This window comes from Microbacterium sp. ISL-59, assembly GCF_018613945.1.
GTDB classification, from domain to species: domain Bacteria; phylum Actinomycetota; class Actinomycetes; order Actinomycetales; family Microbacteriaceae; genus Microbacterium; species Microbacterium oxydans_B.
On record NZ_JAGGPG010000001.1, the window covers coordinates 564,894 to 588,874 of the forward strand.

Below are 23,981 nucleotides of genomic sequence, written 5' to 3' on the forward strand. Positions count from 1 at the left end.
GCGGTCACCCGTTCGTGATCCGCTATGCGCTCGTCCGAGGAGCCCTGCTCATCGCAGGGCTCCTCGTGTCGAGCGTGCTCATCTTCCTCACTCTGCGGGTCTTCCCGGGAGACGTGGCCCAACTGATCGCCGGCACCCAGGCCTCCCCCGCCGAGGTCGACGCGCTCCGTGAATCGCTCGGCCTGAACCAGCCGCTGCTCGCGCAGTACACGGACTGGATCGGCGGCATCTTCCGGGGCGACCTCGGCACCTCGCTGCTCTCTGGCGCCTCGGTCGGCGAAGAACTGCTGCTCAAGGCCCAGGTCACCGTGCCTCTCGGCATCATGTCGCTGCTCATCGCCGTGCTCATCGCCGTGCCGTTCGGAATCTTCGCCGCCCTCCTGCGCGGCAGACGCACCGGCACCGCCCTCAGCGTCGGCGCTCAGACGCTGGCCGCCGTGCCCGTCGTCTGGGCCGGCATGATGCTCATCGTCGTCTTCTCGGTCTGGCTCGGCTGGCTGCCGCCGCAGGGATTCCCCCGCACCGGCTGGTCCACGCCCGGGCGCGCGATCGAGTCGCTGCTGCTCCCCGCGCTGACGATCGGCGTGGTCGAGGGAGCCATGCTCATGCGCTTCGTGCGCAGCGCGACCCTGCAGGCCGCGGGACAGGACTTCGTCCGCACGGCCGCGGCGAAGGGACTCACCCGCACCCGCGCGCTCATCCAGCACGGCATCCCTGCGGTGGGACTGTCGATCATCACGGTGCTCGGACTCCAGGTCGCCGGGATCATCGTCGGATCCGTCATCATCGAGCAGCTTTTCACCCTCCCCGGGATCGGACGGATGCTGGTCGCCGACGTCGGTACCCGCGACCTCATCAAGGTGCAGAGCGAGCTCCTCGTCCTCACCGGCTTCGTGCTGATCGTGGGCTTCGTCGTCGACCTCCTGCACCGTGCCATCGATCCGCGACAGCGGGAGGCCGCATGATGCCGCGCTGGCTCGGCCGACTCTGGGGTACGCCGACGGGGTGCTTCGGCATCATCGTCGTCGCCGTGATCGCTCTCACTGCGATCGTGGCGCTCTTCTGGACCCCGTTTGACCCGCAGGCGTCGGACATCGGCGATCGATGGCTGCCCCCGAGCTGGCCGCACCTGCTCGGCACCGACGACACCGGCCGCGACATCCTGAGCCTGCTGATGGCCGGCGCGCGCACGACCGTCTTCGTCAGCGTCGGCGCGGGAATCGTGGCCACGCTCGTCGGCATCGCCCTGGCCGCCCTCGGCGCCCTCACCGCTCGCTGGATGCGTGAGACCGTCGCGGTGCTCGTCGACATCCTGATCGCCTTCCCCGTGCTGCTGATCGCCATGATGATCTCGTCGGTCTGGGGCGGGTCGCTCTGGGTCGTGATCTGGTCCGTGGGGATCGGCTTCGGCGTGAACATCGCCCGCGTCACCCGACCCGAGCTGCGCCGGGTGCAGCAGAGCGACTTTGTGCTCGCCGCACGCGCCGCAGGTCTCACGCCGACGCAGAGCCTCGTGCGGCACCTGCTTCCGAACGTCGCCCCGGTCTTCATCGTGCAGCTCTCCTGGTCCATGGCCGTCGCCGTGCTCGCCGAGGCCGGCCTGTCGTACCTCGGATTCGGCGCGTCGGTGGTCGAGCCGAGCTGGGGGCTCCTGCTCGCCGATCTCCAGCGCTACATCGGCGTGCATCCGCTGTCGGTGATCTGGCCGGGGCTCGCGATCACGATCACCGTGCTCGCACTCAACCTCCTCGGCGACGGACTGCGCGAGGCGACGGACCCGACCCTGCGGCATCGCGCCGCCGAGATCCACACACCGGGAGTGGTCGCATGAGCCTGTCCGTGCAGGATCTGGTGATCGAGATCGACGGGCGCCGCGTCGTCGACGGGATCTCGTTCGAGGTACCCGACGGTGCGCGACTCGGACTGATCGGCGAGTCGGGATCGGGCAAGTCGCTCACCGCGCTCGCGGTCCTCGGGTTGCTCCCCGACGGCGCGACGGCGAGCGGCAGCATCCGCTGGAACGGCGTCGAGCTGATCGGGATGCCGGATCGGGAGCTCGCGAAGCTCCGCGGGGACGACATCGGCATCGTGTTCCAGGAGCCCCGCACGGCACTCAACCCCATCCGGACGGTGGGGCGGCAGATCGCGGAGTCGATCCGCATCCACGAGGGGCTCGGCCGCCGGGAAGCCAGAGAGCGCGCAATCGCGGAAGCGGCACGCGTACGGCTCCCCGATCCCGAGTCGATCGTGGACCGGTACCCGCACCAGCTCTCGGGCGGTCAGCGCCAGCGCGTCGCGATCGCCATGGCACTCGCCTGTCGTCCGCGGCTGCTCATCGCCGACGAGCCGACCACGGCACTCGACGTCACGATCCAGGCCGAGATCCTCTCCCTGCTGCTCGCGCTCGTCGCCGACGAGGGGATGTCGCTCGTGTTCATCACGCACGACCTCGCCGTGCTCGCGCAGGTCGCGACCGAGGGCGTGGTGCTCGAGCACGGACGCGTCGTCGAAGCGGCCCCGGTCTCGACCCTGCTGTCGACTCCTGCCTCACCGGTCACCCAGGGCCTGCTGCGCGATGCCACGGCGACTCTCTGGCGCCCGAACGGTGGTGCCGCATGAGCCTGATCGAAGCACGGGGGCTCCGCCGCGACTTCGTCGTCCCGAAGCGAACCGCATTCGAACGAACGCGCACGCAGACGGCGCTGGCGGAGACCGATCTCGATGTCGTCGAGGGGTCTTCGTTGGGGATCATCGGCGAGTCGGGGTCGGGAAAGTCCACGCTGGTCCGACTGATCCTCGGTCTCGACCGCCCCACGTCCGGGACCGTGTCGATCGACGGACGCCCCGTCGACGCCACGGCATCCGCGAAGTCGCTGCACTGGCTGCGGCGCGAGACCGGACTCGTCTTCCAGGATCCTTATGCGTCGCTCGACCCGCGCATGACGGCCGGTCAGATCGTGCGAGAGCCGCTGTGGGCCCTCGGCATCGAGGGGGACCACCGGGCGCGAGTACGCGAGGTGCTCGCCCAGGTCGGGCTCGAGCCCGAGATGGGCGACCGCTATCCGCACGAGTTCTCGGGCGGCCAGCGACAGCGGATCGCGCTCGCGCGGGCGATCGTGCATCGCCCCCGAATCCTCGTCGGCGACGAGCCGCTCTCCGCCCTCGACGTGACGGTGCGCGCACAGATCCTCGAGCTACTGATCGAGCTCCGCCGCACGACCGATCTCACGCTACTGCTGGTGTCGCACGACATCGGCGTGGTGCAGAACCTGTGCGACGCGGTCGTCGTGATGAAGGACGGCCACATCGTCGAGCGAGGTTCGACGCAGGATGTGCTGCTGCACCCCACGGAGGACTACACGAAGACGCTGCTCGCGGCGATCCCAGTGATCCCGGCCGCTCCTCCTCGCCCCTCCAGCGACTGAGCCGCCACGGATTCGTCGGGTCGTCAGCGCGAACCGAAGAGCCTTCGCCGGCGTCCGGTCGGCTTGAGCACGCGCCGCATGTAGACGGTCCCGAGATCGCGACCGAACTTGTGGCCGACCCGGCCCATGCGCCCGGCCTCGACGAACCCCAGCTTCTCGTGCAGCCGGATCGATGCCTCCGCACCGCTGTCGCTGATCACCGCGACCATCTCGCGCAGACCAATCTGCTCGCAGGCGTCGATGAGCGCCTGCAGCAGGGCCGCCCCGAGCCCCTTCCCGCCCGCGCCCGGTCCGAGGTAGATCGAATCCTCGACCGTGTACTTGTAGGCGTTCTTACCTGCCCAGGGCTGCGCGAGCGCGTATCCGATCACCACGCCGGCCGGCGAAACCGCGACGAGGAACGGCAGCTCCAGCCGCGTGAGCAGCGCGTACTTGTCGCGCCAGTACGGGATGCTGCTGCGCCGCTCGTCGAGCGTCACCGCCGAGTTGCTCACGAAATGGTTGTAGATCTCGCGGACGTGAGGCAGGTCCGCCGGACGCACCGCACGGATCGTGTACGAGAAGACCTCGGGGGCGATCTCGGGGCGGAGGTGGCGCGGGAGGACGCGGCGACGGTCCCCCGGTTCGAACTGCATGCGCTCAGCTTAGAGACGGAGTGGCTTCGCCCTCCACTCTCCAGTCGATCGCAGCGCCTAGATCAGGCGAGCGTGCTCCGCGGGCTCGCCACCCACCCGCCAGTCGATCGCGTCGGCACTCTGCTCCACGAGGAGGTCGTTCACACGGGAGAACGGGCGAGAACCGAAGAAGCCGCGGCTGGCGGACAGCGGCGACGGGTGAGCGGAGGCGATGATCGGCGTCGAACCCAGCATCGGCTGCAGGTTCGCGGCGTCCTTTCCCCACAGCACGGCGACGAGCGGCTGATCACGGGCGACCAGCGTCCGGATCGCGTGCTCGGTGACCTTCTCCCAGCCCCAGCCGCGGTGCGAGGCGGCGGCACCGGGCCGCACAGTGAGCACGCGGTTGAGCAGGAGCACACCCTGATCGCTCCACGCAGTGAGATCGCCATGGGGTGCCGGCGGGATCCCGATGTCGCTCTCCCGCTCCTTGTAGATGTTGGAGAGGCTGCGCGGCAGCGGGCGCACATCACGATCGACCGCGAAAGACAGACCGATCGGGTGGCCGGGCGTCGGATAGGGGTCCTGTCCGGTGATCAGCACCCGCACATCCGCCAACGGACGCTGGAAGGCCCGAAGGACGTTCTCCCCCGATGGAAGATACCCGTGCCCCGCCTCCTGCTCGGCGCGGAGTCGCTCGCCGAGCTCGGTGATCGTGTCCTGAACAGGAGCGAGCGCCTCCGCCCACCCCGCGTCGATCTGCCCGTCCGCGGCGAGCTCGGCGAGAGACTGCGCCATCGTCAGTCGATGGAGCGCACGCGCAGGGGCCCGCGCGCGAGCAGGTGCTGCGCCGACTGCGCGACCGGGCGCATCGTGATCAAGTCGAGGTTGACGTGTCCCGGCGACTCCAGCGCATAGGAGATCACGTCGGCGACGTCTTCGGCGAGAAGAGGCGCTTCGACCCCCGAGTAGACGGCCTCGGCGGCGACGGCGTCTCCCCCGAGGCGGTTCAGCGTGAACTCCTCGGTGTGGACCATGCCGGGCGCGACCTCGACGACGCGGATCGGCTCGCCGTTGAGCTCCTGACGCAGGACCTTCACCAGCATGCCCTCGGCGGCCTTCGCGGCGTTGTACCCGGCGCCTCCCGCATATGCCGACTGGGCGGCGGTCGAGGTCACGAAGAGCGTGTCGGCGTGACCGTCTGCCGCAGCGGCCCGACGCAGCAGCGGGAGCAGTCCGGCCACGAGGCGCTGCGACGCGAGCACGTTGGCGTCGAACATCCACTGCCAGTCCGCGACCGATGCGTCTTCGATGCGGTCGGTTCCGCGGGCGCCTCCGGCCACCTGCACGAGCGCGTGCACCGGTCCCGACGCTTCGAGCTCCGAGACCAGTGCGTCGACGGCTGCCGGGTCGGTCAGGTCGCACGCGATGGCCGAAGCCCCGGTCTCCGCGGCGAGCGCGGACAGACGATCCTCGCGTCGGGCGACACCGACGACATCCCATCCTCGTGCCCGGAGTGCGCGCACCGTCGCCGCGCCGATTCCCGAACTCGCACCTGTTACCACTGCACGTCTGTTCACCATGCCTCCACCGTACGATGTTCCGCCGGGAATGCGGAGTCCCGCACGGGGCAGTCGCGGAACCCTCAGAACAGCATCGCAGTGCGGCTGCTCACGAAGCCGTCGGTCGGGCTGCCGGTGGAGGTCACGGTGACGCTGATGCCTGAGTTGAGCGGCGTCGGCCCGAGAATGCCGAAGCTGACGTTCGTGACGCCCTGTCCGGCGAGGCTGCCGGCGTAGACGAGCGTGTACGTGACCGTGCCGTCGCCGTTCTCCGTGGCGCCACCGGCGGTCCACGTGGGGTCCGTGACAGGGAGGCCGCCGACGGTCGGGCTCGTCCCGCCCGCATTGGCGATGACGGCCGGCACGACGTCACCGACATCCGCCCGAGCGAACGTGACCGTGACTGTGCCGCTCGTGACGTCCTCCACTGGCAGCGTCGTCGCCTGGGTGTCGTCATTGCGGAGCTGGATCGACGCCCCGTAGTACTGCGTATCCACCCAGGTGCCGCCCAGCATGGACTCGATGACGAAGCGTCCGAGCGCACCGCCCGATGCGGCAGCGGCCGGGGTCGCCACGGCGACCGCGACGATCGGGAGCGACCACGCGGCACCCGTCAGGACCGTCCGTCGCCCGACCCCTGGCGTCGATCCGTCACGGGCGCTCTCGCCACCCGCCGTGTTCGGTCCCTCGTGACTGACCATCGGGACGACTCCCTCCGCGTTGCGGTGCACGTCCCCGTGCTTGTGTGAGGCACACAGTACAGAAGCCGAACGCCGATCGGAACCCGTCTCTCACCCCCTGCATCACCCGCTTGCTCACCCGGCGATGGCCCCTCTCCCGCGTGATTCCGGGCCTCCGCCGTGTTACGTCACATTTCCCGGTTGTTGTTGACACGGGCCGATGTTCCGTACTCTCGCTGCAACGGCATCCGCCATCCGACCTTCCGACCACTCCTGGGGGAAATCATGTCCGCACCCGAGTCCTGGCGCTTCGAGACCAAGCAGATCCACTCCGGCGCCGCCCCCGACCCGGTCACGAAGGCCCGCGCCACGCCGATCTACCAGACCACCTCGTACGTGTTCGACAGCGCGGACCATGCGGCCAACCTCTTCGCCCTGGCGGAGTTCGGCAACATCTACACCCGCATCCAGAACCCGACGCAGGACGTGCTCGAGCAGCGTCTCGCCGCGCTCGAAGGCGGCACCGGCGCACTCGTGCTCGCCAGCGGCCAGGCCGCGTCCACCTTCGCGATCCTCAACATCGCTCAGGCCGGCGACCACTTCGTCGCCTCGAGCTCGATCTACGGCGGCACCTACAACCTCTTCAAGTACACCCTCGCCAAGCTCGGCATCGAGGTCACCTTCGTCGAGAACCAGGATGACGCCGAGGAGTGGCGCCGCGCGGTGCGCCCGAACACGAAGCTGTTCTTCGCGGAGACCATCGGCAACCCGCAGATCAACATCCTCGACATCCGCGCCGTCGCCGACATCGCACACGAGTCCGGCGTCCCGCTGATCGTCGACAACACGATCGCCACCCCGTACCTGATCCGTCCGTTCGAGTTCGGCGCCGACATCGTCGTGCACTCGGTCACCAAGTTCCTCGGCGGACACGGCACCACCATCGGCGGCGCCATCGTCGACGGCGGAACGTTCGAGTGGTCGAAGAACGTCGACAAGTTCCCGGGCCTCACGGTTCCGGACCCCTCGTACCACGGCGCCAGCTACACCGCTGCGGTCGGCGACCCGCTCGCCTACATCATCAAGGCCCGCGTGCAGCTGCTGCGCGACCTCGGCTCGGCCATCGCGCCGCAGAGCGCGTGGAACCTCATCCAAGGTATCGAGACCCTGTCGCTGCGCATCGAGCGTCACGTGCAGAACGCGCAGGAGATCGCCGAGTGGCTCGACAGCCGTGACGACGTCGCGACCGTCAACTACTCGGGCCTTCCCTCCTCGCCGTGGTATGCCAAGGCGAACGAGTACGCTCCCAAGGGCGTCGGCGCGGTGCTGTCGTTCGAGCTCAAGGGCGGTGTCGAGGCCGGCCGCGAGTTCGTGAACAGCCTGTCGCTGTTCAGCCACCTCGCCAACATCGGCGACGTGCGCTCGCTTGTCATCCACCCCGCCTCGACCACGCACGCGCAGCTCACCCCCGAGCAGCAGCTCACCGCGGGTGTCACCCCGGGCCTCGTCCGCCTCTCCGTGGGCATCGAGAACATCGACGACCTGAAGGCCGACCTCGACCAGGCTCTCGCCGCGGCACGCGCCGTGTCAGAGGCTGCTCGCGCCTGACGTTCCACACGCACCACTACGAGGATGCCTCGGACCACGCGGTCCGGGGCATCCTCGCGTTCGCGGGTGCTGGCGCCACCCGGCCGACCCACAGGCGGCTCCGTCGAGAATGGGATCCCCGCTGTGAGGAGAGCATGATCGACGTCGAACACCGACCACCGCTCGCCCGACGCACCACGACGCGCCATGCCCGCCGTCTCGCGATCGCCGGCATCGCCGTGCTGATCCTGCTCGTGTGCGGATGGGTTCCTGGCGTGATCGGCACCGCCGTCGCCGCCGTCCTCCCCTGGCTCGGACTCGTCCTCCTCGCACTCGTCGTCACCGCGCTCTTCCTCGCGCGGCGCGTGATCGTCCTCCTCCTGGTGCCCACGCTCCTCTGGTTCCTCGCGATGGCCCCGGCGTTCCCCGGACTCCCCGGATCGGCCGGTGCAGAGAGCGAACTCACGATCGCCAGCCAGAACGTGCGCGCGCACTCCGGCAGCGCTGCCGCCTCCGCCGCAGAACTCGCGCAGAGCGAGGCGGATGTGATCGCCCTCACCGAACTCGACGGCGACAGCCTCTCCGCCGCGAGCGAGGTACTCGCCGACGCGTACCCGCACTCCTACACGGTCGGCACAGTGGCACTGTGGAGTCGATACCCGCTGGCGAGCGCCGAACCGCTCACGCTCGGGCTCAGCTGGAAGCGCGCGCTCCGCGTCGAGGTGCAGAGCCCCGCGGGACCGGTCGCCGTCTACGTGCTGCACGCCGCCTCCGTGCGCCCCGGACAGCAACAGGACCGCGACACGATGCTCAACGGCATCGCCGAGCAGGTCGCCTCCGACGCAGCCACCGCACTTGTCGTCGTCGGGGACTTCAACGCACCCTCGACGGACCCGAGCCTGGCCGCGCTGCGAGCGGAAGCCGAGTGGGCACGGCCGACCGACGGAACGCTCGGGTTCACCTGGCCCGCCGCATTCCCGCTGGTCCGGATCGACCAGGTGTTCGTCCGCGGACTCGATGTCGTCGCCTCGAGCACCCAACGCGCCGGGAACAGCGACCACCTCGCCACGATGACCCGCGTCCGCTGAGTCAACCGCCCCGTCGTCCGGGCCGTCGCACACACGGCGACACGACACCGGGTCGTAACCTGCCGCCGCCGGGTGCTCGACCAGGCGACAATGGAGGGATGGACTGGCAGACGACCTCCGAGGACACGGTGCCGTCGGCGCCCGTGACGGAGGCCGACGTGCGGCTGCTCCGTGCCCGCCCACCGGCGACGGGCGCGTGGCGCGACGGCGACCCGGTCGGCGGTAGGCGTTTCGCGGCGTTCGGTGCCTTCTCGACCGAGAGCGGCCGCGAGCTGCCGGGCATCCGCATCGCCTACGAGTCGTGGGGCGAACTGAATGCCGCTCGCGACAACGCGATCCTCGTGCTGCATGCGCTCACGGGCGACAGCCATGTGCGGGGTCCTGCAGGCTCCGGCCATCCGACCGTGGGGTGGTGGGAAGACATCACCGGCCCCGGTGCGCCGCTCGACACCGACCGCTGGTTCGTGATCGCTCCGAACATGCTGGGCGGCTGCCAGGGATCGACCGGACCGGCAAGCGTCGCCCCCGACGGCTACGAATGGGCGTCGCGCTTCCCCTACCTGACGATCCGCGACCAGGTGGCGGCGCAGGTGCGGCTCGCCGATGCGCTGGGCATCGACAGCTTTGCCGCGGTCATCGGCGGATCCATGGGCGGCATGCACGCCCTGGAGTGGGCGGTGACGCATCCCGAGCGCGTACAACGGCTGGCTGTGCTCTCCTCTCCCCCGGTGACGACGGCCGACCAGATCGCGCTGAACACCGTGCAGCTGGAGACCATCCGGATGGACCCGCGGTTCCAGGGCGGCGAGTACTACGACCTCGGAGACGGCGACGGCCCGCACCGTGGACTCGCGCTGGCACGGCGGATGGCTCTGCTGAACTACCGCAGCCCGATCGAGTTGAACCAGCGCTTCCAGCGGTCGTGGCAGTCGGATGTCTCACCTCTCGGTCACGGCGGACGCTTCGCCGTGGAGTCGTACCTCGATTTCCACGGCAACAAGTTCACCCGTCGCTTCGACGCGAACAGCTACATCACGCTCGTCGAGGCCATGAACTCGCACGATGTCGGCCGCGGGCGCGGCGGTGTCGAAGAGGCGCTGCACGCGGTCACAGCCACGACGCTCGTCCTCGGTATCGACAGCGACCGCCTGTTCCCCGTCGACGGACAGCAGCGCATCGCCCGCAGCATCCGGAACGTGATCGACGGGGAGGCCGTGGTGGTCTCCAGCGACTTCGGACACGACGGCTTCCTCATCGAGACCGAGATCGTCGGCGCGAACCTGCGGCGGCTGCTCGAGAGCTGATCCGCGTCCCTCACCCGGGGAGGAACCGCCACGGCAGCGCGCCGGCCTCGAGACGCCCCTGTTCCCACGCGAACGCCTGCGCGGCGCCCGAGCCCAGAACACGGGTCTGGAACAGCTGCACGGCACCGCCGGAAGACAGCGCGGATGCCGCGTCGGTGAACGCCGACAGCTGATGCAGCGTGATCCAGGTCGGCGGGTACAGCATCCACTCCCCGGCACCGTGCCGCGCCAGAGCCTCGGCCGGCCGGACCCAGGCGAGCTCGGCCACCTCGTCTTCGGACGGTGAAGGATCGATGGACGGCGCCGCAGCGAGGAAGAACCAGGTACGGATGCGCGTGGGCGCCTCGACCGGCGGATGCCACTGGGAGAACGCCACCAGCTCCTGGACGACGACCCCGACCTCTTCGAAGGTCTCCCGGATCGCGGCACGACGCGCGTCCTCGACGTCTTCGTCACCATCACGCCGATCGGCCGGCTCGACCTTGCCGCCGGGGAAGACCCACGCACCCGCGAAGGATCCACGATCGGGACGCCGCATCAGCAGCACTTCGAAGCCGGGGTCGGCTGCGCGCAGCAGCACGACCGTGCCGGCGACGGGCAAGGACGAATCGGGCGTGATCACCCCGTCACTCTACGATGCGATGCGTTCCCTGGCGGCGGGCCGACGCGCCTCCACGCGGTAGGACAGCAGGGCGATCAACAGGCCGGCCACGGCGAGCGCGGCACCGGTCCATGCGGGCGCCGTGAAGCCCCAGCCTGCCGCGATCACGAGCCCACCGAGGAAAGCGCCCAGGCTGTTCCCGATGTTGAGGGCGGAGTGGTTCATCGCCGCGGCGATCGACTGGTTGTCTTCGGCCACATCCATCAGACGCGTCTGGATCGTCGGGCTCAGCACCGACGACACGAACCCGACCACGAAGACCAGCAGCCCGAGCGTCACGATCCAGAAGGCCAAGACCGCGAGCAGGCCGAGGACGACGACGAGGGCCGCGAGTCCGTAGAGCAGGGTGCGGCGCAGGTCGATGTCTGCGAGGTGGCCGCCGACGAGGTTTCCCGCGGTCATGCCGAGCCCCATGAGCACCAGGACGATGGGCACCGCCCAGTCCGGCGACCCCGCGACCTCGGTCACGAGAGGCGCGATGTAGCTGTAGACGGCGAAGAAACCACCGAAACCGATCGCACCGACGCCGAGTGTGAACCACACCTGCGGGATGCGGAAGACCCGGAGTTCCTGGCGCATCGTGCGTCCGGGATCACCGGGGTGCTGCGGCACGAACACCGCGATGAAGACCGTCGCCAGCGCGAACACGATCGCGACGACGGCGAACGCCGCGCGCCATCCCCACACCTGTCCGAGGAACGTGCCGAGCGGCACGCCGACCACGTTGGCGACCGTCAGTCCCGTGAGAATGAATGCCACGCCCTTGGCACGGTTCCCCGGCCCCATGACGTCGGCCGCGACCAGGGCGCCGATGCCGAAGTACGCGCCATGCGGGAGCCCTGCCAGGAACCGGGAGGCGGCGACCAGTTCGAACGTGGGCAAGATGACTGTGAGCGCGTTGAAGACCGTCAGCGCGAGGGCCAGCACGATCATGACCCGGTGCCGCGGGAAGCGCGCGACGAAGCCGGCGATGGTCGGTGCACCGACCACGACGCCCAGCGCATACAGCGAGATCAGCCAACCGGCCTGGCTCAGCGCCTCTTCCTGGCTGGTGGCCCAGAGCGAGGGCAGCAGGTCGGCGGCGATGTTGGGCAGCAGACCCATGACCACGAACTCGGTCATGCCGATGCCGAAGCTGCCGATGGCGAGAGAGAGGAGCGCCCACTTCGCCGCACCCCTCGATTCAGTCGAGGGATTCACCGGTACAGCCTAGCGGCCGTCCGACGCCACGCCGTCCGTGCTCGTCCGCTCACGCAACATGAAGACGTCGACCTCGTCCTGCCGCTCGAGAACGAACCCGTGGCGTTCATAGAGCGCCCGGGCAGGGCTACCCTGGAGCACGTTGAGGCGATGGGTCACGTCATCGTCCAGCAGCATGGTCAGGATGCGTCCTCCGACGCCGCGCCCCTGGTGCGAAGGAGCGATGTAGAAGTGCTCCAGCCAGCGCGACCCGCCTTCGTCACGGAGCGCGACGGAGCCGATGTCCTGTCCGTCCACGACGATGACGCGGGTTTCCTCCGACGCGAACGCGTCCCGGAATCGCTGCCGCACCCGCGCATCGTCATAGCGACCGAGCCGCGTCAGATCAGACCGGAGCACGATCGCCCGCAGATCGGCGATCCACTCGGCGTCATCGTCGACAGCCGGACGTGTCCGGACCTCGGCAGGAGCGCGCCGATCAGTCATCCGACTCCTCGATCGCCGCCTCGAGGCGCTCGATCTTCGCGTCGAGCTCGCCCGAGTACCCGGGGCGGATGTCGGCCTTGAGCACGAGCGACACCCGCGAGCCGAACGGCATGACCGCCTCGGTGGCACGCTTGACGACGTCCATCACCGTGTCCCAGTCGGGACCCTCGATCTCGGTGAACATGCTCGTCGTGCGATGCGGCAGCCCCGACTCGCGCACCACGCGCACAGCCGCGGCCACCGCGTCGTGCACGGAGGCATCGGTTCGCTCGGTTCCTTCGGCGGGTGTGCCGCTCGGGGCGACGGAGAAGGCGATCAGCATGGGTTCACTCCTGGAGTTTCGGATGACGGACGGGCACGCGCAGGAGAGCGCGGATGCCGAGGACGAGCAGGACGATGAGAAGGAGGTTCCGCACGGTGAGCACCGCGACGGGAAGCGCCTCGGCGCGCAGCAGGGCGTCATAGCCGAGCGGATACACGAGACAGGTGAGCAGGCAGAGCGCGAGCACGATGACCGCGGGTGTGCGCGATCTGGCGCGATCGAGCACGATCCACAGGATCACCGGCGCGATGAGCCAGGTCTGGAATTGGGGCGAGCCGACCTTGTTGGTGACGATGAGCAGCGTCACGAGCGTGAGGGCGAGCGGAGGGAACAGCCGGGGGAAGGCGGCACCGCGCATCGCCTTCACCGCGCCGATCGCCGCGACCACCAGCACGCAGATCATCATCAGCGGGGTGAGGGCCGCGGCGACGGCATCCACTCCCGGCGCCGTCACCTGAAAGGTGAGGATCTCGAAGCTGTACTCGATGCGTGCCGCACCCGCGACAGCGAGCCAGAGGAACGGCGTCGCGGCCACCGCCTCGATCTGCAGCCCGCGCCCGGTCTGCTCGGTCAGGAACCCGAGGATCTCCGTGTCGGCGCCGAACAGCACCAGCAGCAACACGACGCCGCCCGTGACGATGATCGCGGCGAGCAGCACGCGCCACCGCGCGCGGACCGCGACGACCGCAGCCACGACGAGGGCGCCGGGCCAGATCTTGATCCAGGCGCCGGCCGTCAACAGGGCGGCGGCGATCATCGGTCGCGCGACGAGCCAGAGTCCGCCCATCACGGCGAGGGGCACGGTGATCGCGTCGATCCGGTACAGCGCGATCGGACCGAGTAGCAAGACGGCCCCACACCAGAACCAGGCAGCGACCCGCCGCGCGTGCGAGGGCGATCGCCCGATGAGTACACCGAAGGCGATCGCATCGAGGACGATGACCAGCACGGCCCAGCCGACGAGGTAGGCGCTCGAGACGCCGAGCACGGGAACTAGAGGCGCGGCGAGTCCGGCGGCGAGCAGCATGGGCACCAACGCGAGCTGGGGGTAGACCCACGTCTCGGTGATGCCGACGATCGGTCCGCCGCCGAGAGCCGCCGACGCCCACGGCTCGTACACGAGAACGACATCGCCCATGGGCTGGCTCGGATACACCCACCCGAGCAGAGCGGTGAGCAGGTGGACGAGGAGGAACGCGCCCCACAGGACGAGCACCCTCGTCGTCGAGTCGCGGCTCACCCCAGGACGTCCTGGATCGCCTGCGGCAGCGCCTCCGCCACGTCCATCGCCACGATCGGGTGCCCCGGGCCGCCGGCGAGCGTCCTGGCTGCGATCCGCGCAGCATGACCATGCAGCCAGGCCCCGGCGGCGGCGACCTCGGCGAGCGCCGCTCCGGGGTTCGCGGCCGACACCGCTCCGAGCACGCCGGCGAGCACGTCTCCGGTGCCGGCCGTCGCCAGCCACCCCGTTCCCGCTTCGACGGCGATGACGGCTCCGTCGGGGTCGGCGACCAACGTCCGCGCTCCCTTGAGCAGCACGGTGCCGCCGATCTTCGCAGCCACCTGCCGCGCCGCATCCGCCCGCTCGTCGTCTTCGTCGTCGTGGGGCTGCACGCGGAGGCGCTCCTGCAACCGGGTGAACTCCCGTGCGTGCGGGGTGACGAGGAACGGCGCCCGCGCTCCCGGCGCGAGGTCCAGGGCACCCGCATCGATGACCACGGGGACCGCACCGGCGAGGATCTCACGGAGCGCGACGCTTTCCGCGTCCGTGCGGTGCACCGGATCCGTGCCGGAGCCGATCACCCAGGCTCCGACGCGCGAACTGCCGATGTCCGCTCCTACGACGGTCTCGGGTCGCCGAGCCAGGACGGCGTCCGCCACCCGTTCCGCGCCCACGTACCGCACGAACCCCGCTCCGGACCGCCACGCCGCCTCGACTCCGAGCACCGCGGCGCCGGGGTATGCGGGAGATCCGGTACGCAGCGCCACGACCCCGCGGGCGTACTTGTCGTCCTCCGCCGTGGGCGCACGGAACAGGCGCGCCGTATCGCTGCGTGACCACTCCCGCACCTCGATCATGACTCCACGTTAGTGCGACGGCCCGAGACGCACGCCCGCGGGGGTAGCGTCGAACGGTGAGTCTTCTCTTCTCCCCACTGAGCATCCGATCCGTCACCTTCCGCAATCGCCTCTGGGTCTCGCCCATGTGCATGTACAGCGCCGTCGACGGCGTCGCTCAGGAGTGGCACCACGCCCACCTCGCCCAGTTCGCCTCGGGCGGCGCCGGGCTGATCGTCGCCGAGGCCACCTCGGTCGTCCCCGAGGGCCGGATCTCCCCTCGTGACCTCGGCCTCTGGAACGACGACCAGCGTGACGCGCTCGCGCCGATCGTCCAGGCCATCCACGACCGCGGAGCGCACGCCGGCATCCAGCTCGCGCACGCGGGTCGGAAGGCTTCGACCTGGTGGCCCTGGGCTCCTCTGCGCGGCTCCGTCCCGCAGGAGGACGGCGGCTGGACGACCACCGCGCCCTCGGCCGTGGCGTTCGACGGCGTCGAGGAACCGGTCGCCCTCGACCTGGCGGGCATCGACCGTGTGGTCGAGGCCTTCGCGTCCGCCACGCGCCGCGCACTCGACGCCGGCTTCGACGTCATCGAGATCCACGGGGCGCACGGCTACCTTCTGCACCAGTTCCTGTCGCCGCTGTCGAACCTGCGCGAGGACGAGTACGGAGGCTCGCTCGAGAATCGCGCCCGGCTGCTGCTCCGCGTGGTGGACGCCGTTCGCACCACCGCCGGCACCGAAGTGCCGCTGCTCGTACGCATCTCGGCCACCGATCACGCGGACGGTGGCTTCACCCCGGAAGAGGCGACGATCGTCGGCGCCTGGGCGGCACAGCACGGGGCCGACCTGATCGACGTCTCCAGCGGCGGGCTCGTGGCGCATCAGAGCATCGACGTATTCCCGGGATATCAGGTGCCTCTCGCCGAGACGGTGCGCCAGGGGGGCCGCATCCCGGTGTCCGCGGTCGGGCTCATCACCGCCTCGGCCCAGGCGGAGCAGGTGCTCGCCGACGGTGCGGCGGACGTGGTCTTCGCGGGTCGGGAGTGGTTGCGTGACCCGCACTTCGCCCTCCGCGCCGCCCACGAGCTCGGTGCGGAGGTCGCCTGGCCCCCGCAGTACGAACGCGCGCGCTGGCGCTGAGCGGGCGCACACGCGACGAAGGCCGCCGATCCTCCCGGGTCGGCGGCCTTCGTGCGTCAGTCCGGATCAGCGTCCGCGGAAGCGACGCGTCGCGTCCTGCACCTCGCCGACCAGCTCCTCCAGGATGTCCTCCAGGAACAGCACGGCGGTGGTGTTCCCCTGCGCGTCGCGCACCTTCGCGAGGTGGCGGCCCGCGCGGCGCATCACCGCGAGGGCATCCTCCAGATCCGTGTCCTCCTGCACCGGCACCATGTGGTGGATGCGCTTGGCAGGGACCGGCTGGATCATCTTCGTCTCGGCGTCCGGCCCTTCGGATGCACGCAGGATGTCCTTCAGGTGGACATACCCGATCGGTACGGCTTCGTCGTCGACGATCACGTAGCGGGAGAACCCGTAGCGTGAGACGGCCTTCTCGATGTCGTCCGGCGTGGTCGACTGCGGCAGGGTCACCAGATCGCCCAGAGGCACGGCGACGTCCCGTGCCTTCTTGTCTGTGAACTCGACCGCGGCGGCGACCGTTCCCGCGGTGTCCATCAGCAGGCCCTCACGTCGCGACTGGCTCACGATGGTCGCGACCTCGTCGAGCGTGAACGTGGAGGCCGCCTCGTTCTTCGGCTCCACCCGGAAGAGGCGCAGCACACCGTTGGCGGCGGCGTTGAGCACCCAGATCACCGGCATGAAGACCTTCGACACCCACACCAGCGGCGGAGCCAGGATCAGCACGGCACGATCCGGCACCGAGAACGCGAGGTTCTTCGGCACCATCTCGCCGAACACGACGTGCAGGAACGAGACGATCAGCAGCGCGATCGCGAACGAGACTGCGTCGACAGCACCGTCCGGCCAGCCGAGCGCATGCAGCGGCACGGCGAGCAGGTGGTGGATCGCGGGTTCCGAGACGTTCAGGATCAGGAGCGAGCAGATCGTGATGCCGAGCTGCGAGGTCGCGAGCATCAGAGTCGCGTGCTCCATCGCGTACAGTGCCGTCTTCGCTGCACGCGAGCCCTGGTCTGCGCGTGGCTCGATCTGCGACCGACGAGCCGAGATCACCGCGAACTCTCCACCGACGAAGAACGCGTTCGCGATCAGAAGCACGACGAGCCAGGCGAGTCCTCCCCAATCGTTCATCGGGTGGCCTCCTCTCCCCCGTCGAGCGGACTCGGAACGTAGCGGACGCGGTCGACGCGCCGGCCGTCCATGCGGACGACCTGGAGGATGCCGCTGTCGAGCGGCACCTCGTCGCCGACCGAGGGCACACGCTCGAGCACACTCATGACGTAGCCGCCGACTGTGTCGTACACGTCACCCTCCGGAACTTCGACGCCCGCGCGACGGCGCAGCTCATCGGGACGCAGCTCGCCGGGGAAGGTCACGCCCTCCCGGTTGCGGATGACTCCGGCCCTCGTGCGGTCATGCTCGTCGGCGACCTCGCCGACCAGCTCCTCGACGAGGTCTTCGAGCGTGACGAGCCCCGCCGTCCCGCCGTACTCGTCGACGACGACGGCGAGCTGGTACCCGCGAGCACGGAGCTCGGAGATCAGGGCGTCCACGTGCACGGTCTCGGGCACGCGCAGAGGCTCGGTCGCCAGGGCCCCCACGGGGACCTCGGTCCGGCGATCACGCGGCACCGAGATGGCTGCCTTGAGGTGCACGACGCCGGTGATGTCGTCGAGATCGTCGTCGTAGACCGGGAAGCGGCTGTGCCCGGTGCGCCGTGCGAGTTGGATGACGTCGTCCACCGAGTCACCGGCGGCGATCGCGTGCATGCTCGGCCGTGCGGTCATCACGTCGGCGGCGGTCAGCCGGGAGAACATCAGAGTGCGGTCGAGCAGCGTCGCGGTGTCGGCCTCGAGCAGTCCCGCACTGGCGGAGCGTCGCACGAGCGAGGAGAGCTCCTCCGCGCTGCGGGCGCCGGAGAGCTCTTCCTTCGGCTCGATCCCCATGCTCCGCAACACGCCGTTGGCACTGCCGTTGAGCACGACCACGGCCGGTTTGAAGACGGTCGTGAAGGCGACCTGGAAGGGGATGACGAGCTTCGCCGTCGCCAGCGGCAGGGCGAGCGCGAAGTTCTTCGGCACGAGTTCGCCGAGGATCATCGACAGCACGGTGGCCACGAGCATCGCCACGATCGTCGCGATGGGCGCGACCGCCGCCTCCGGGATGCTCCAGGCGACAAGCGTCGGACGCAGCAGGTTCGACAGCGCCGGCTCCATCGTGTAACCGGTGAGCAGCGTCGTCAGCGTGATTCCGAGCTGTGCTGCGGAGAGATGCGTGGACGTGTGCCGGAGGGCGCCGATCGTGAGCGAGAGCCGGGATTCACCTCTGGCCTGTCGCGCTTCGAGCTCGGCGCGGTCGAGGTTGACCAACGCGAACTCGCTGGCGACGAAGAGGCCGGTGCCGACCGTGAGAAGGAGCCCCACGCCCAACATGATGTAGTCCATCAGCGGTTCCTCTCCTGCGAGAGAGGCGGACAGTGGGGCGATGTTCTGCAACTGGGAGGGTCGTCCATTATGCGGACGATTGTACAGAAGACGACTGTGCTCGCGCTCGCGATCACCAGCTGACGGGAAGCGCCTTGCCCTCTTCGTACCCGGCTGCCGACTGGAGTCCGACCAGCGCGCGATCGTGGAACTCCGGCACGGACGAGGCGCCCGCATACGTGAACGACGAACGCACGCCCGAGGTGATCATGTCCAGCAGATCCTCCACGCCGGGCCGCAGCGGGTCGAGATAGATCTTGGACGAGGAGATGCCCTCGGCGAAGAGCTCCTTGCGAGCCCGCTCGTAGGCGTCGAGTCGGCCGAAGCGCGCCTGCACCGCTTTGGTCGACGCCATGCCCCAGGATTCCTTGAACAGGCGACCATCGCTGTCGCGCTGCAGCTCCCCCGGCGCCTCGATCGTGCCGGCGAACCACGAGCCGACCATGACGGATGCCGCGCCGGCCGCGAGCGCGAGTGCCACGTCGCGGGGGTACCGCACGCCGCCGTCTGCCCAGACATGGGCGCCGAGCTCCCTCGCTGCCTGGGCGGTCTCGAGCACGGCGGAGAACTGGGGGCGTCCGACCGCGGTCATCATTCGTGTGGTGCACATCGCCCCGGGTCCCACGCCCACCTTGAGGATCGTCGCGCCCGCGTCGACCAGATCGGCGACGCCGTCGGCGGTGACGATGTTGCCGGCGACGATGGGCAGCCCGAGGTCGAGCTCGGCGACCGCACGCAGAGCGCGCAGCATGCCCTCCTGATGGCCGTGCGCGGTGTCGACGACCAGCACGTCGACGCCTGCTCCGGCCAGCGCCTTGGCCTTCGCCGCGACGTCGCCGTTGATGCCGACGGCCGCGGCCACAGCCAGTCGTCCATCGGCATCGACAGCCGGACGGTACAGGGTGGAGCGCAGTGCACTGCGCGCACTCAGGGTGCCCACGAGATGTCCGTGGTGGACCACCGTCACCATCTCGACGTCGGCGTCCGTGATGACGTCGAAGGCGTGCCGCTCCGAACCGATGTCGTCCGCGTCGATCGACGGTGTCCCGCGGTGAACGAGATCTCCGAGCTGGGCATCCGGCAGCGCGGTGGCGAGTCTTGTGGCCGGGAGCACGCCGAGGATCCGTCCGACCTCGATCGGCGCGGCGCCCTGCGCGACCACGATCCCGTGACCGGCAGCGGCCGGGAGCAGGCGGAGCGCGTCCGCGACGGAGGCCTCGGGCGGGAGCACGATCGGGGTGTCCCAGAGGACCGGCTGGGCTTTCACGTCACGGATCGCGGAATCGAGATCCTGCAGCGGCAGATCCTGGGGAAGCACGCCGAGCGCGCCTCGGCGGGCGAGCACCGCCGCGATTCTGGGGCCGGTCACGGAGTTCATGTTCGAGGCGACGATCGGAAGAGTCGCCGGGGTGCCGTCCAGCGGTGCCAGATCGACCTGAAGACGGCTGGTGACCCCGGATCTCCGCGGCACCAGGAAGACGTCCGAGTAGGTCAGGTCGACGGTCGGCTGCGCTCCAGAGAACTCCATGTCTCCACGGTACCCAGATCGCAGCCGTGTGGGCGCGTGGCTTCCGACGATTCCCCGAGCGAAACACGTTAGGCTTGTTGGTCGAGAGTGTGCGGATCCGAACGCATCCTGCGTCGACGTCCGCACCAGAGAGCTTCAGCGATGAAAGAGGGCGATCGAGAGTGTCGAACCAGGTGACCGGCGTCAACGGCGACGGGGGGTTCGGAGCCAATTCCTGGCTCGTCGAAGAGCTCTACGAGCAGTTCAAAGTGAACCGCGACTCCGTCGACAAGGAGTGGTGGCCGATCCTCGAGAAGTACCACTCGGATACCTCCTCATCGGCACCCGCCGCTGCGGACACGTCGGCACATCCGGTGACCGCCCCGATCCCCGTGATCGGCTCGCAGCCGGTCGCCCGCACGACCGCGAAGCCCGCGGCCGCCGCGCCGATCCCGGCACAGGCACCCAAGCCCGCACCCAAGCCCGAGTCGAAGGAGGCCGTCGAGCCCGTCGAGGAGGACAAGGTCACTCCGCTGCGCGGCCTGCCGAAGACCCTCGCCGCGAACATGGACGAGTCACTGACCGTCCCGACCGCGACCAGCGTGCGCACCGTGCCCGCGAAGCTGATGATCGACAACCGCATCGTCATCAACAACCACATGGCGCGCACCCGCGGCGGCAAGATCAGCTTCACCCACCTCATCGGCTGGGCGCTCATCCGCACGCTCGACGAGTTCCGCAGCCAGAACGTGTTCTACGCCGAGATCGACGGCAAGCCCTCGGTCGTCGCCCCTGCGCACGTCAACCTCGGCATCGCGATCGACCTGCCCAAGCCCGACGGCACGCGCGCTCTCATGGTGCCCAGCATCAAGCGCGCCGACACGCTGTCGTTCACCGAGTACCTCAGCGCGTACGAAGACCTGGTCACCCGCGCCCGCGGCAACAAGCTCACCGCCGCGGACTTCCAGGGCACCACCGTGTCCCTCACCAACCCCGGCGGCATCGGCACCGTGCACTCCGTGCCGCGGCTGATGAAGGGCCAGGGCTGCATCATCGGTGCCGGAGCCCTCGAGTACCCCGCCGAGTTCCAGGGCGCGAGCGACAAGACGCTCAACGAGCTGGCGATCGGCAAGACGATCACGCTCACCAGCACCTACGACCACCGCGTCATCCAGGGTGCAGGCTCGGGCGAGTTCCTCAAGAAGGTGCATGAGCTGCTCATCGGCCAGCGCGGCTTCTACGACGACATCTTCGCGGCGCTCCGCATCCCGTACGCCCCCATCCGCTGGAACCCCGACATCGCGGTCGACCTCGCCGAGCGCGTCGACAAGCAGTCCCGTGTGCAGGAGCTCATCAACTCCTTCCGCGTGCGCGGCCACCTGATGGCCGACATCGACCCGCTCGAGTACCAGCAGCGCTCACACCCCGACCTCGAGATCGAGAGCCACGGGCTCACCTTCTGGGACCTGGACCGCGAGTTCGTCACCGGCGGGTTCGGCGGTCGGCGCATCGCCAAGCTCCGCGACATCCTCGGTGTGCTCCGCGACTCGTACTGCCGCACGCTCGGCATCGAGTACATGCACATCCAGGACCCGGAGCAGCGTCGCTGGTTCCAGGAGAAGGTCGAGGTCAAGTACCAGAAGCCCGGCCACGACGAGCAGCTGCGGGTCCTCCGCAAGCTCAACGAGGCCGAGGCGTTCGAGACCTTCCTGCAGACGAAGTTCGTCGGCCAGAAGCGCTTCTCGCTCGAGGGCGGCGAGTCGCTGATCCCGCTGCTCGACGAGATCCTCCAGGGCGCCGCGACTTCCGGACTCGAGGGCGCTGCGATCGGCATGGCCCACCGCGGCCGCCTCAACGTGCTGACGAACATCGCCGGCAAGACGTACGGCCAGGTGTTCCGGGAGTTCGAGGGCACCCAGACCCCCGGCAACCAGCGTGGCTCGGGTGACGTGAAGTACCACCTCGGCACCGAGGGCACCTTCGTCGCCGATGACAAGTCCGAGCTGCCGGTCTACCTCGCGGCGAACCCGTCGCACCTCGAGACGGTCGACGGCGTGCTGGAAGGCATCGTCCGCGCCAAGCAGGACCGCAAGCCGATCGGCACGTTCGCCTGGCTGCCGATCCTCGTCCACGGCGACGCGGCCTTCGCCGGCCAGGGCGTCGTCGTCGAGACGCTGCAGATGTCCCAGCTGCGCGGCTACCGCACCGGCGGCACGATCCACGTCGTGGTGAACAACCAGGTCGGCTTCACGACGACCCCGAACGACGGACGCACCTCGGTGTACTCCACCGACGTGGCGAAGACCATCCAGGCACCGGTGTTCCATGTGAACGGCGACGACCCCGAGGCCGTCATCCACGTCGCGCAGCTCGCGTTCGAGTACCGCGAGCGCTTCCACCGCGACGTCGTCATCGACCTCGTGTGCTACCGCCGACGCGGTCACAACGAGGGGGACGACCCCTCGATGACGCAGCCGCTGATGACCGACCTGATCCAGGCGAAGCGGTCTGTCCGCCGTCTGTACACCGAGTCGCTCGTCGGCCGTGGCGACATCACGGAGCAGGAGTACGACGAGGCCAAGGCGGACTTCCAGAACCGCCTCGAGATCGCCTTCGCCGAGACCCACGCGGCGGAGACCGGGGCGACACCGATCGCGCCGGAGCTGCCTCCGGTGGAAGACCAGGTCGGAGCGCCCGAGGTCACGGGCGTGCCGGGCGAGGTCATCCAGCTCATCGGTGACGCATTCGTGAACAAGCCCGAGGGCTTCACGGTGCACCCGAAGATCCAGCAGCTGCTGGAGAAGCGCCTCGACATGAGCCGCAACGGCGGTATCGACTGGGGCTTCGGCGAGCTTCTCGCATTCGGTTCGCTTCTGGTCGAGGGTACCCCGGTGCGTCTCGCCGGACAGGATGCCCGTCGTGGCACGTTCGTCCAGCGTCACGCCACTCTGCATGACCGTGCGAACGGCCAGGAATGGCTGCCGCTGTCGAATCTGTCCGATGCGCAGGGCCGCTTCTTCGTCTACGACTCGCTCCTCAGCGAGTACGCCGCCCTCGGGTTCGAATACGGCTACTCGGTCGAGGCTCCCGAGGCACTCGTGCTCTGGGAGGCGCAGTTCGGCGACTTCGTCAACGGCGCCCAGTCCGTCATCGACGAGTACATCTCGGCGGCCGAGCAGAAGTGGGGACAGCAGTCCAGCGTGACGCTGCTCCTCCCCCACGGCTACGAGGGCCAGGGACCTGACCACTCGTCGGCGCGCATCGAGCGCTTCCTGCAGATGTGCGCGCAGGAGAACATGATCGTCTCCCGTCCGTCGACCCCGGCGTCGTACTTCCACCTGCTGCGCCGCCAGGCCTACGCCCGTCCTCGCAAGCCGCTCATCGTCTTCACACCGAAGGCGATGCTGCGTCTGCGCGGCGCGACGAGCCCGGTCGAGGCCTTCACCCAGGGCCGGTTCGAGCCGGTGATCGACGACGACCGCGGTCTCGACCGCTCGGCCGTGAAGCGCGTCCTCGTGCACTCGGGCAAGGTGCACTGGGATCTGCGCGCCGAACTCGACAAGAACCCGAACCCCGAGGTCGCCCTCGTCCGGCTCGAGCAGCTCTACCCGACGCCGATCGACGAGCTCAAGGCCATCACCGACTCCTACCCGAACGCCGAGCTGGTGTGGGTGCAGGAGGAGCCGGAGAACCAGGGCGCGTGGCCGTTCCTCGCGCTCGCCTTCGCCGACGTCCCCGGAGACCGGTCCTTCCGACCCGTCGCCCGCACGGCATCCGCGTCGCCGGCGACGGGATCGTCCAAGGTGCATGCCGCCGAGCAGGCCGCACTGATCCGTTCGGCCGTCACACTCGGCTGATCCAT

22 protein-coding genes are annotated in these 23,981 nt (G+C 69.3%); 9 read left to right on the forward strand and 13 right to left on the reverse strand.

The window, feature by feature from the left end; all coding sequences use genetic code 11:
- Positions 1–14: 14 nt before the first annotated feature.
- From J7E45_RS02750 to J7E45_RS02765, 4 genes are read left to right on the forward strand one after another with little or no spacing between them, the layout of a single operon-like run.
- Entirely contained in the window at positions 15–965 is a 951-nt protein-coding gene (locus J7E45_RS02750; protein WP_215066921.1) for an ABC transporter permease, read from the forward strand.
- Positions 962–1,831 (forward strand): ABC transporter permease, encoded by an 870-nt coding sequence (locus J7E45_RS02755; RefSeq protein WP_374225442.1) that lies wholly within the window; start codon positions 962–964, stop codon positions 1,829–1,831. The genes J7E45_RS02750 and J7E45_RS02755 overlap by 4 nt, the downstream gene beginning before the upstream one ends.
- The gene (locus J7E45_RS02760; protein WP_215066923.1) at positions 1,828–2,619 is read left to right on the forward strand and encodes an ABC transporter ATP-binding protein; all 792 of its coding nucleotides are present in this window, start codon (positions 1,828–1,830) and stop codon (positions 2,617–2,619) included. Before J7E45_RS02755 ends, J7E45_RS02760 begins: the two co-directional genes overlap by 4 nt.
- Positions 2,616–3,425 (forward strand): ABC transporter ATP-binding protein, encoded by an 810-nt coding sequence (locus J7E45_RS02765; RefSeq protein WP_215066925.1) that lies wholly within the window; start codon positions 2,616–2,618, stop codon positions 3,423–3,425. Before J7E45_RS02760 ends, J7E45_RS02765 begins: the two co-directional genes overlap by 4 nt.
- 23 nt (positions 3,426–3,448) lie before the next feature.
- Here J7E45_RS02765 and J7E45_RS02770 read toward each other — a convergent pair whose 3' ends face one another.
- From J7E45_RS02770 to J7E45_RS02785, 4 genes are all read right to left on the reverse strand, one after another.
- Positions 3,449–4,060, reverse strand: a complete 612-nt coding sequence (locus tag J7E45_RS02770; RefSeq protein WP_215066927.1) for a GNAT family N-acetyltransferase — start codon at positions 4,058–4,060, stop codon at positions 3,449–3,451.
- Positions 4,061–4,117: 57 nt separating this feature from the next.
- Entirely contained in the window at positions 4,118–4,837 is a 720-nt protein-coding gene (locus J7E45_RS02775) for a uracil-DNA glycosylase (RefSeq protein WP_215066929.1), read from the reverse strand.
- A gap of 2 nt (positions 4,838–4,839) precedes the next feature.
- A complete protein-coding gene (locus J7E45_RS02780) occupies positions 4,840–5,622 on the reverse strand; it encodes an SDR family oxidoreductase (protein ID WP_215066931.1) in 783 nt (260 codons plus the stop codon).
- 62 nt (positions 5,623–5,684) lie between these two features.
- The gene (locus J7E45_RS02785; protein WP_215066933.1) at positions 5,685–6,302 is read right to left on the reverse strand and encodes a hypothetical protein; all 618 of its coding nucleotides are present in this window, start codon (positions 6,300–6,302) and stop codon (positions 5,685–5,687) included.
- A 264-nt stretch (positions 6,303–6,566) separates the two neighbouring features.
- Between J7E45_RS02785 and J7E45_RS02790 the strand changes: the two genes are divergently transcribed.
- From J7E45_RS02790 to J7E45_RS02800, 3 genes are all read left to right on the forward strand, one after another.
- The gene (locus J7E45_RS02790) at positions 6,567–7,889 is read left to right on the forward strand and encodes a bifunctional o-acetylhomoserine/o-acetylserine sulfhydrylase (RefSeq protein ID WP_029261929.1); all 1,323 of its coding nucleotides are present in this window, start codon (positions 6,567–6,569) and stop codon (positions 7,887–7,889) included.
- Positions 7,890–8,023: 134 nt separating this feature from the next.
- Positions 8,024–8,956, forward strand: coding sequence for an endonuclease/exonuclease/phosphatase family protein (locus J7E45_RS02795; protein WP_215066935.1), 933 nt, complete (start codon positions 8,024–8,026; stop codon positions 8,954–8,956).
- Between the two features lie 98 nt (positions 8,957–9,054).
- Positions 9,055–10,260, forward strand: coding sequence for a homoserine O-acetyltransferase (locus J7E45_RS02800; protein WP_167633237.1), 1,206 nt, complete (start codon positions 9,055–9,057; stop codon positions 10,258–10,260).
- A 10-nt stretch (positions 10,261–10,270) separates the two neighbouring features.
- Here the strand turns inward: J7E45_RS02800 and J7E45_RS02805 are convergent, their stop codons facing one another.
- From J7E45_RS02805 to J7E45_RS02830, 6 genes are read right to left on the reverse strand one after another with little or no spacing between them, the layout of a single operon-like run.
- Entirely contained in the window at positions 10,271–10,882 is a 612-nt protein-coding gene (locus tag J7E45_RS02805; protein ID WP_215066937.1) for an NUDIX domain-containing protein, read from the reverse strand.
- A 9-nt stretch (positions 10,883–10,891) separates the two neighbouring features.
- A complete protein-coding gene (locus J7E45_RS02810) occupies positions 10,892–12,121 on the reverse strand; it encodes an MFS transporter (RefSeq protein ID WP_215066939.1) in 1,230 nt (409 codons plus the stop codon).
- Between the two features lie 9 nt (positions 12,122–12,130).
- Positions 12,131–12,607: a GNAT family N-acetyltransferase gene (locus tag J7E45_RS02815; RefSeq protein WP_215066941.1), complete on the reverse strand. Its 477-nt coding sequence runs from the start codon at positions 12,605–12,607 to the stop codon at positions 12,131–12,133.
- Positions 12,600–12,929, reverse strand: a complete 330-nt coding sequence (locus J7E45_RS02820) for a thiamine-binding protein (RefSeq protein ID WP_091033868.1) — start codon at positions 12,927–12,929, stop codon at positions 12,600–12,602. The genes J7E45_RS02815 and J7E45_RS02820 overlap by 8 nt, the downstream gene beginning before the upstream one ends.
- 4 nt (positions 12,930–12,933) lie before the next feature.
- The gene (locus tag J7E45_RS02825; protein ID WP_308162040.1) at positions 12,934–14,169 is read right to left on the reverse strand and encodes a hypothetical protein; all 1,236 of its coding nucleotides are present in this window, start codon (positions 14,167–14,169) and stop codon (positions 12,934–12,936) included.
- Positions 14,166–15,008, reverse strand: coding sequence for an ADP/ATP-dependent (S)-NAD(P)H-hydrate dehydratase (locus J7E45_RS02830; RefSeq protein ID WP_215066943.1), 843 nt, complete (start codon positions 15,006–15,008; stop codon positions 14,166–14,168). Before J7E45_RS02830 ends, J7E45_RS02825 begins: the two co-directional genes overlap by 4 nt.
- A gap of 56 nt (positions 15,009–15,064) precedes the next feature.
- Here J7E45_RS02830 and J7E45_RS02835 point away from each other — a divergent pair, with 56 nt between their 5' ends.
- Positions 15,065–16,132 (forward strand): NADH:flavin oxidoreductase/NADH oxidase, encoded by a 1,068-nt coding sequence (locus J7E45_RS02835; RefSeq protein ID WP_215066945.1) that lies wholly within the window; start codon positions 15,065–15,067, stop codon positions 16,130–16,132.
- A gap of 66 nt (positions 16,133–16,198) precedes the next feature.
- Here the strand turns inward: J7E45_RS02835 and J7E45_RS02840 are convergent, their stop codons facing one another.
- The 3 genes from J7E45_RS02840 to J7E45_RS02850 all read right to left on the reverse strand — a co-directional run bounded on the left by J7E45_RS02840 (position 16,199) and on the right by J7E45_RS02850 (position 20,140).
- The gene (locus J7E45_RS02840) at positions 16,199–17,260 is read right to left on the reverse strand and encodes a hemolysin family protein (RefSeq protein ID WP_029261939.1); all 1,062 of its coding nucleotides are present in this window, start codon (positions 17,258–17,260) and stop codon (positions 16,199–16,201) included.
- On the reverse strand, positions 17,257–18,573 hold the full coding sequence (locus J7E45_RS02845) for a hemolysin family protein (RefSeq protein ID WP_091033878.1): 1,317 nt from the start codon (positions 18,571–18,573) through the stop codon (positions 17,257–17,259). Before J7E45_RS02845 ends, J7E45_RS02840 begins: the two co-directional genes overlap by 4 nt.
- 112 nt (positions 18,574–18,685) lie before the next feature.
- Complete coding sequence (locus J7E45_RS02850) at positions 18,686–20,140, reverse strand: GuaB1 family IMP dehydrogenase-related protein (RefSeq protein WP_215066947.1); 1,455 nt, start codon at positions 20,138–20,140, stop codon at positions 18,686–18,688.
- A 161-nt stretch (positions 20,141–20,301) separates the two neighbouring features.
- Between J7E45_RS02850 and J7E45_RS02855 the strand changes: the two genes are divergently transcribed.
- Complete coding sequence (locus J7E45_RS02855) at positions 20,302–23,976, forward strand: multifunctional oxoglutarate decarboxylase/oxoglutarate dehydrogenase thiamine pyrophosphate-binding subunit/dihydrolipoyllysine-residue succinyltransferase subunit (protein WP_215066949.1); 3,675 nt, start codon at positions 20,302–20,304, stop codon at positions 23,974–23,976.
- Positions 23,977–23,981 lie beyond the last annotated feature (5 nt).